At 71.8% G+C, this 8,560-nt stretch carries 8 protein-coding genes and 1 rRNA gene; 1 reads left to right on the forward strand and 8 read right to left on the reverse strand.

Going from position 1 to position 8,560, the window contains the following annotated elements:
* Nucleotides 1–16: 16 nt before the first annotated feature.
* The 7 genes from B073_RS0128285 to B073_RS0128315 form a co-directional block, all read right to left on the reverse strand.
* Nucleotides 17–1,366 (reverse strand): beta-ketoacyl-[acyl-carrier-protein] synthase family protein, encoded by a 1,350-nt coding sequence (locus tag B073_RS0128285; protein WP_026247808.1) that lies wholly within the window; start codon nucleotides 1,364–1,366, stop codon nucleotides 17–19.
* A 55-nt stretch (nucleotides 1,367–1,421) separates the two neighbouring features.
* Nucleotides 1,422–2,000 carry an acyl carrier protein gene (locus B073_RS0128290; RefSeq protein ID WP_018541455.1) on the reverse strand — a complete coding sequence of 193 codons (579 nt, stop codon included), beginning with the start codon at nucleotides 1,998–2,000 and terminating at the stop codon, nucleotides 1,422–1,424.
* Nucleotides 2,001–2,757: 757 nt separating this feature from the next.
* A complete protein-coding gene (locus tag B073_RS0128295) occupies nucleotides 2,758–4,044 on the reverse strand; it encodes an NAD(P)/FAD-dependent oxidoreductase (protein WP_202487243.1) in 1,287 nt (428 codons plus the stop codon).
* 3 nt (nucleotides 4,045–4,047) lie between these two features.
* Nucleotides 4,048–4,245: a ferredoxin gene (locus B073_RS0128300; protein ID WP_018541457.1), complete on the reverse strand. Its 198-nt coding sequence runs from the start codon at nucleotides 4,243–4,245 to the stop codon at nucleotides 4,048–4,050.
* A gap of 124 nt (nucleotides 4,246–4,369) precedes the next feature.
* The gene (locus tag B073_RS0128305) at nucleotides 4,370–5,557 is read right to left on the reverse strand and encodes a cytochrome P450 family protein (RefSeq protein WP_018541458.1); all 1,188 of its coding nucleotides are present in this window, start codon (nucleotides 5,555–5,557) and stop codon (nucleotides 4,370–4,372) included.
* A 170-nt stretch (nucleotides 5,558–5,727) separates the two neighbouring features.
* The gene (locus B073_RS0128310; protein WP_018541459.1) at nucleotides 5,728–6,372 is read right to left on the reverse strand and encodes a TetR/AcrR family transcriptional regulator; all 645 of its coding nucleotides are present in this window, start codon (nucleotides 6,370–6,372) and stop codon (nucleotides 5,728–5,730) included.
* Complete coding sequence (locus B073_RS0128315; RefSeq protein ID WP_018541460.1) at nucleotides 6,369–7,394, reverse strand: hypothetical protein; 1,026 nt, start codon at nucleotides 7,392–7,394, stop codon at nucleotides 6,369–6,371. Before B073_RS0128315 ends, B073_RS0128310 begins: the two co-directional genes overlap by 4 nt.
* A gap of 158 nt (nucleotides 7,395–7,552) precedes the next feature.
* Here B073_RS0128315 and B073_RS0128320 point away from each other — a divergent pair, with 158 nt between their 5' ends.
* The gene (locus B073_RS0128320) at nucleotides 7,553–8,221 is read left to right on the forward strand and encodes a 4'-phosphopantetheinyl transferase family protein (protein ID WP_018541461.1); all 669 of its coding nucleotides are present in this window, start codon (nucleotides 7,553–7,555) and stop codon (nucleotides 8,219–8,221) included.
* 82 nt (nucleotides 8,222–8,303) lie between these two features.
* Here the strand turns inward: B073_RS0128320 and rrf are convergent.
* Nucleotides 8,304–8,420, reverse strand: a 5S ribosomal RNA gene (rrf, locus tag B073_RS0128325).
* Between the last annotated feature and the right edge of the window lie 140 nt (nucleotides 8,421–8,560).

The raw sequence follows: 8,560 nt of genomic DNA on the forward strand, positions 1-8,560 counted from the left end.
GCTGTCATCGCCGCGCTCACCCCGCCTCGGCCAGGATCAGGGAGCAGTTCTGGCCCCCGAATCCGAAGGAGTTGGACAGCACCGTGGTCACCCGTGCCGGGCGCCGCTCGGTGACGACGTCCAGCCCGGCGGTCACCTCGTCCGGTTCGGTGAAGTTCAGCGTCGGCAGCAGCGTCTGCCGCCGGAGGCTGAGCACCGACAGCACCGCCTCGGCCGCCCCGCTGTTGGCCAGCGAGTGCCCCATGGCGGACTTGTTGCCGGTGACCGGGAGCGTCGCCGCGCGCGCCCCGAAGACGGTGTGCAGGGCCGCCGCCTCGCAGGTGTCGTTGGCCTCGGTCGAGGTGCCGTGCGCGTTGACGTGGTCGATGTCGTCCGGCCCGAGCCCGGCGTCGGCCAGCGCGGCCCGCATGCACTCCGCGTAGTCCGAGCCGTCCCGCGAGCTGGACGTCATCTTCACCGCCTCGGTCACCCCGGCGTACCCGGCGACCCTGGCCAGGATGCGGGCGCCGCGCGCCTCGGCGTGCGCCCGGGACTCCAGGACGAGGAAGGCCGCGCCGTCCCCGATGACGAAGCCGGAGCGGTCCTTGTCGAAGGGGCGGCTGATCCCTGCCGGGTCCCGCCCGTCCACCGGAGCGAGCGCGCCCACCCCGTGGAAGGCGGTGATCGAGGTCAGCGTCGTCAGGCTCTCGGCACCGCCGGCGAGCGCCACGTCCAGCGCGCCGCTGCGGATGTAGCGGTAGGCGCTGCCGATCGCCATGCCGCCGGCGGCGCAGGCGTCCGCGTGGGTCTCCATGACGCCGGCCGCGCCGAAGTAGTCGGCGAGCGCGGCGGTGGCGGTGTCCGGCTGGATCCTGGTGTGCCGGTGCGGGTCGAGCCCGCCGGCCGTGTCGGCTCCGCCGGGCGCCGCGGCGCCGTCGAGCGCGTCCAGGTAGCCGTCCAGGTCCAGGGCCCCGGCCTCGTGGTCCACATGGGCGGCCAGCGTGGTGAGTTCGGCCGGTTCCATGACCATCCGGTTGCAGGCGAGGAAGAGGCCGCCGCGCTCGCTGTCCAGCCGCCGCGGCAGTCCGCTGCGCTCCCATGCCTGGGCGGCGGCGTGCCAGGCGAGGACGCCGGCCGGTCCGAGCGGCCCGGCCTCTTCGGGCGCCGCGTCCGTGAGCGCCTGCCGGACGTGGGGGTCGATGTGGGCAGAGACGGCGCAGGGGACGCCCCACTCCTTGTGGAGGGGGTGCTCGGCGATGAGCGTGCGTCCTTCCGCGATGTGGTCGAACAGCGCCTCGGGGTCGGTCAGTTGCCCGGCGACCAGACCGATCCCGGTCACCACGACCTCGTGTTCGGCCCCGTCGGATATCTGGGGTGTCACTTGCATTCCTTTCGCACGACTCGCACGACGAGCGACGCCTTCCGCACCGGCCGCCGGACGGTCAGCCGACGGGCTGGGCCTGCCCGAGGGCGGCCAGCGCGCTCCGGACGCCCTCGGCCATCACCTCGTCGCCGGTGGCCGCCTCCAGCGCGGCACCGCAGCCGGCGCAGACCGCCTTGCCGGACGCGGCCGGCTCGGCCTTGTCGGCGCCGCACTCGGTGCAGTTCTCGGGCAGGTGGTCGAAGATCGCGTGGGTGAAGGCGGCCCAGTGGGCGCTGGTGGCCGCCGCGGCGACCTCGTAGGGCCGCTGGCCGGCGTGCACCTGCTCGGCGGAGTAGCCGAACGCGCTGCGGCGCAGGACCTCGGCGGCCAGTTCGGTGATGCCGCCGCGCTCGTCGTAGAGCCGCTCGGAGCCGCCGAGCACACCGGCGAGCTGGTCCAGGACGTTGGACTTCGGCAGCGCCACGCCCAGCTTGGTCTCCATCTCGAAGCGGAATTCGACCAGGTCGAGGGATTCCGCGCCGAGGTCGCCGACAAGGGTGGCGTCCGGGGTGATCTCGTCGGTACCGGTACCCAGGACCTGGGCCAGCCCCTCCCGCACAATCTCCTGGATCTGCTCGGGCTCGTAGGGGTTCTGCATGGTTCTCTCCTCGTTTCTGAGCACTCTGAAGACCACCGTCGACCAGCCATGGAAATTCCCGGAAAACGGCAGCAGAAATATCCGGCAGCGTTCTCCCGAAAGCTCGCACCAGCGCCCCCGGAAATACACAGGACGCAGTGAATGCGATGAAGGAAGTCCGCTCCGCAAGCCCTGTGTGAAGTCGTCCGGAATTTCAACGGAAGACCGTCATCGCAGGCTGCCGCGCGGCAGACGACGGATGAGTTGATGATGGATGACGCACCCGAGGCAGTATTCGGCGCCGTCAGAAAGTTGGGCGCACGCACCCTACGGGCGCAAGAGAAAGGAAGCGCTTCCGGAGATGCGGAAGCCGCGATTCACACGCCGCAGAAGGCGTTACACATGATGACCATCCCCCGATAGCAAATGATCCCCCGACACCTGCTTACACAAGAACAGGCCGTCAATCGCCGGTGGCCACCTCGTCGTGACGCACTCGCAAAGCCCGCTCCGCCTCTACTGGAGGCGCGATAAAAACGTTAGCAGAGCCACCCGTGATCGTCACTCGTTTGTGCGATAGGTCACTTGACCCAGAGCACTCAGGAAGAGGTCCGCGAGGAAAGTTCCGTGGTAATGGAGAAATTCACGCGCCATTCATAATGATAGGGGTTCACCATTCGAACCGGAGGCGCCAGCTGTTACCCCCCATAAACCCCCCTACCTTCCATCGCTTTCCGGCCACGGCGCAGAAATTCGGCCACTGGCCGGATGTCGCCGCTCAGCCGGCGGCACCGCCCCCGGCCGCCACCTCACCGGACACCCGGGCCAGCGCCTCACCGGACACCCCCGCCGCCCCCTGCTCCTCCTGGAGCCGCCGCGCATACCCCGCCAGCCGCTTCCCCAGATTCACACTCACCGCACCGACCAGCCGCCCCTCCCGGTAGTGCGCCTCCACCAGCTTCTCCGTCCCCGGCTCGCCCTCCTCGGCGACCACCCGGTCCCCGGTCCCCGGCAGCCCCACCGACTTGATCCGCAGCCCGAACGCCGACGTCCAGAACGACGGCACATGCACATACGGCTCGGCCCCCGCCGGCCCCGCCAGCAGGTTCCGCGCCGCCAACTCCCCCTGCGCCGCCGCATTGCTCCAGTGCTCCAGCGCCACCGGCCCGTCCGCCGACCGCACCGCATCGCACCGCGCCACGTCCCCGGCCACCACGATCCGCGGATCGACCACCCCGGCCGCCTCCGCCACTCCCGCCGTCCCCGCCGTCCGCGCGAACAACCGCTCGTCGCAGTGCACCCGCCCGCCCGGCAGCGCCAGCCCGGCCCCCGTCAGCCACCCCGTGGCCGGCGCCATCCCGATCGCCACCACCGCCACCTCGGCCGGCAGCACCCTCCCGGCGGCCAGCTCGACCCCGGCCACCCGCGCCCCCTCCGCACGGAAACCCGTCACGCCGATGCCCAGCCGCAGCACCACCCCGGCCCGCCGGGCCGCCCCGGCCACCACGTCCGGCACCGTCCCGCCCAGCGCCCGCAACGGCCGCCCGAACGGCTCCACCAACGTCACCCGCACCCCGAGCCCCAGCCCGACCAGCGACGACGCCAGCTCCACCCCGACGAAACCCGCCCCGACGACCACCACCTCACGGGCCCCGCCGTCCACCGCCGCACGCAGCGCCCGGACGTCGGCCAGCCCCCGCACCGTCAGCACCCCGGCCGGCACCTCCCCGGGCCAGGCCCGCGCCCGCGCCCCGGTCGCCAGCACCAGCCCGTCGTACCGCAGCTCCGCACCGCCGGCCAACCGCACCCGGCGCCGCTCCCGGTCCAGCCCCACGGCCGCGGTCCCCCGGACCCAGCGGGCGCCGAAGTCCTCGGCGCCCGCCAGCCGGATGTCGTCCGCGGTGAGCGTCCCGGCCACCACCTGCTTGGTCAACGGCGGCCGGTCGTACGGCAGTTCCGCCTCGTCCGACACCACGGTCAGCGCCCCGGAGAACCCCAGCGCCCGCAGCGCCTCACCGGCCCGGACACCGGCCAGGCCCGCGCCCACCACCACGACCTCACGCAAGGTTCAGGCCCCCTCGACCGAGATCGCCCGCACCGGGCACGCCCGCGCCGCGGCCGCCACCTTCCCCGCCAGCTCCGGCCCCGGGTCCGGCGCGACGACCAGCTGCTCGTCGTCGTCCAGCGCGAACACCTCCGGCGCCACCAGCGCACACTGCCCCAGCCCGTCGCACAGCCCGTAGTCGACCGTGATCCGCACCGCCATGTCCCCCAACTCCCCTGTGTCTCAAGCCCGTCATGCGACCGGGGAACGCCCCCGCCGCACCCGCACCCGTCCCGGCCGGCGGCACGACCCGCACCGGGCCGCCCCGCCGGCCGCCGCGACGTCCCTACTCCGCCGCCCGCGCATAGCGCAGCGGCAGCTCCTCCAGCCCCCGGATCGCATCCGAGGCCAGCCACCGCACCTCGTCCGCCGGCACCCCGAGTTCCAGCGTCGGGAACCGGTCCAGGATCTCGGTCAGCGCGATCGTCGCCTCCTGCCGGGCCAGCCGCTGCCCCAGGCAGAAGTGCGGCCCCATCCCGAACGCGACATGCTGCGCGGTGGCCCGCCCCAGGTCGAAGGTGTGGCCGTCCGCCCGCACCTCCGCGTCCCGGTTGGCCGCGTTCAGCAGGAACCGCACCAGCTCGCCCTTGCGGATGGTGACCCCACCGGCCTCGATGTCCTCCAGAGCCACCCGGTTCACCGTGGTCATCGCCGACCCCCGGAACCGCAGCGCCTCCTCCACCGCCGCCCCCACCAGCGAGCGGTCCGCGCGCAGCGCCGCCAGCTGCTCCGGGTGCGTCAGCAGTTCGTGCAACGCGTTGGCCAGCAGGTTCGTCACCGTGTCGTGCCCCGCGATCAGCAGCACCGCGGCGAACGACGACAACTCCTCGTCCGTCAGCCCGCTGCCGTCCTCGAACCGCGCCGCGATCAGCTCACCGAGCAGGTCCTCCGCCGGCCGCGCCCGCTTGGCCCCGATCAGCCCGATGCAGTACGCGAACAGCTCGCCCGCCGACGCCTGCATCGCCTCCAGCGACGGCGCCGCAGAGATGTCCATCGCCCACTTCCGGAACGGGTCCCGGTCCTCGTGCGGCACCCCCAGCAGATCGCAGATCACCTCCAGCGGCATCGGGTAGGTGAACGCGTCGATGAAGTCCACCGTCCCGCTGTCGCCCAGCTTCTCCAGCAGCTGCCGGGTGATCTCCACGATCCGGGGCTCCAGCTGCCGCACCGCCTTCGACGCGAACGCCGCGGTCACCAGCCGCCGGTAGCGGGCGTGCCCCGGATCGTCCTGTTCCAGCAGCATCACCTGCAGCCCCGGAACCAGCGCCCCGTGCGGCGCGTGCGTGTGCACGTCGTTGGACAGCCGCGGATCGCTCAGCAGCTCCCGGGTCAACGGCGCGCTCAGCACCGTCCAGGTCTCCTGACCGCTCAACTGCCGCGTACGGATGATGCCGTGGTCCGCGGCGAGCCGTGCGAGCTCCTGCTCCAGACCCGCCGTGGCCGCCAGTTCGGCCAGATCGATTGCCTCGGACATGACGAATTCCCCCTGAATGTGCCATGGATGACGGGCCGCCGGCCCACACCGCGGCGCACCCGCCACGGCCATGGGCCGACCGGCCCCGAGAAAACCGCCCCGGACACCGCTGTCCGACGGCAAAACGCACCGGACGCCGACGTCCGGCGGCTGAAATGACGCCCGGGCCCTCAGTCCCGGAGCAACTGCACTGCCTGTCGGGCGAGTTGCTCGTCCATCGCGCCCGACCTGCTTCCGGCGATCCCCGACCGCATCAGGGCCGCCCCCTCGACCAACGCCACGAACGTCTCGGCCCGCGCCCGGCAGAAGCCGGCGGACCACTCCGGCCGCCCCTGCTGCACATACGCCTCCACGTGCGCCACGTACTTCTGGTAGAACTCCCGGACCACCGCGGCGATCTCGTCGTCCCGCGCCGCCAGCGCCCACACCTCGACATACAGCCGGACGAGCTGGGGGTCCTCCTGCTCGGCCAGGACCACCGCGACGACCTCGGCGGGCTCCGCCCGGCCGCCCTCCGGCACCTCGATGACCGACGGGTCCGCCCGGCTCATCCGCAGCCCGGTGGTCTCCGCCAGCCGCTCCAGCGAGCGGTCCAACGCCCGTTCCAGCACGGCCTTTATCAGGTCCGCCCGGGTCGGGAAGTAGTGCTGCAGATGCCCGACCCGCACACCCGCCTCACCGGCGATGGCCCGCAGCGACGCATCCGCGTTGCCCTTGGCGACCAGTACGGACTCGGCGGCATCCAGCAGACTCGTCCGCCGCAGGTTCCCCTGCCGCGTCAGCTGCGGCTTGCCGCCGCCCTTCTCCTCGCTCATGACACCGTGACCTCGACCCCCGCCTTCTCCAGCGCGGAGACGACATCCTGCGGCACCGGCGTCATCTCGGGGAACACCACCCCGGTGGGCGCCTCGGCGCCGTCCGCACCCAGCACCCGGCGCAGCCCCAACAGCCCGCCCACCGCGGTCAGATGCGCCTGCCCGGCGGCATCCTTGACGATCGCGGTACGCCGCTCCCCGCCCCGCCCGCGGACATCGATCCGCAGCAGCGCGCAGCCGCCCTCACCCGGCGAGTACAGCATCCCCCGCCGCGTCTTCTCGAACGAGTCGCCCCGCCCCCACCGGAAGAACCCGGTCTTCTTCAGCGCCAGCAGCGTGGACGTCGACGAGTTCGCACTGAACCCGATCCGGGTGATCGCCGTGTCCAGCCCCAGCACCAGCGGCAGCGTGAACTGCTCCGGCGTGTCGATCCGCGCCACCTTCGTCCGGTGCTCACCGATCTGCACGAACCCGGCACCGGTCAGCGGCATGATCATCCTCCGCTCGCCGTCCTCCGTGACCTCGTAGTCCAGCCCCAGCCGGTCCATGAACTCCACCGAGTCGGTACCGGCCCGGTCCTTCAGGTCGTACCGGATGGCGATCTGCACCCCGGCCGCCCCGCCCACCTCGGCCGCCAGCGCCGCGGTGACCAGCGCACTGACCCCGCCCATCCAGCTCGACGACAGCAGCACCGGCGCGGTCGGCGGGTTGACCACCGCCACCGCCGTGGCCCGCTGCAGCCGCGCCGTCCACCGCGTGATGTCCACATACGGCACCCCGCCGCGGAGGGCGGCCAGCATCACCCGGTCGTCCGGGTCGTTCACCGTGCTGATCACGGCCCGCACCTTCGCCGAGAACGGCTCCGGATCACCCAGGTCCCAGCGCCGCACCTCCGCCCCGACCTCGTCGGCCAGCGCCTGCCCCTTCTCGGGCGTGCGCCCGGTGAGCAGTAACGGCCACGAGGGGGNGGCGAGCCGGGTCAGATCGCCGCCGACGGTCCCATAACCGCCGACCACGAGCACCGGACCATTCACATCAAGCTGGAGGTCATCGTCCACACCGCAGACACTAGGTCACGCGACCTAGAATCGGCAACGCCCGTCATTGTCGCCCCCGTCACATAGAGTCGTCACCCCACGGGCCATCACCTCCGGCCCCCACCCGAGGAGTTGAGCCCCCCATGCTCATCGAGCACGTCCTCCCCCCGCACGCCGTAGGCGAGGACGCCCTCGGTGACCCGCCCACCACCGACCCCACCGGCCTCTTCCCCATCGAGGAACGCGAGATCGCCCACGCCGGCGAGAAGCGCCGCCGCGACTTCGTCACCGCCCGACAGTGCGCCCACCGCGCCCTCACCCGCCTCGGCCTCCCCCCGACCCCGGTCCCCCCCGGCCCCACCGGCGCCCCCACCTGGCCCCTGGGCATCACCGGCAGCATCACCCACTGCGACGGCTACCGCGCCGCCGCCGTCGCCCGCACCACCGACCTCCCCCACCTGGGCATCGACGCCGAACCCCACGCCCCCCTGCCCCCGGTCGTCCGCGCCGGCATCACCACCCCCACCGAACGCACCCACCTCCAGGACCTCGCCGCCGCCCACCCCGACATCCCCTGGGACCGCCTCCTCTTCAGCGCCAAGGAATCCGTCTACAAGACCTGCGCCGCCCTCTCCCCCCGCCCCCTCCAATTCGACGACGCCGAAATCACCTTCACCCCCGACACCCGCACCTTCACCGCCCGCCTCCTCCTCCCCTGGCCGGCCGGCATCCCCGCTCCCGTCCTCCCCGGCCGCTGGCACACCGCCCACGGCATCCTGCTCACCGCCACCACCCTCCCCCGCCCCACCTGACCCACCGGCGCACGCAGGTACAACGCAAAAAAAGCCTCGTTCCCCGAGTCGAAACTCGGGGAACGAGGCTTTATCAAAATTAGTTCGGCGGCGTCCTACTCTCCCACAGGGTCCCCCCTGCAGTACCATCGGCGCTGAAAGGCTTAGCTTCCGGGTTCGGAATGTAACCGGGCGTTTCCCTAACGCTATAACCACCGAAACACTATGAAACTTTAGAACAACCGTTGGTCTGTTCATGGCTTCAGAACCAACACAGTGGACGCGAGCAACTGAGGACAAGCCCTCGGCCTATTAGTACCAGTCAACTCCACACCTTACGATGCTTCCATATCTGGCCTA

This window comes from Streptomyces sp. MspMP-M5 (assembly GCF_000373585.1).
Classification (GTDB): domain Bacteria; phylum Actinomycetota; class Actinomycetes; order Streptomycetales; family Streptomycetaceae; genus Streptomyces.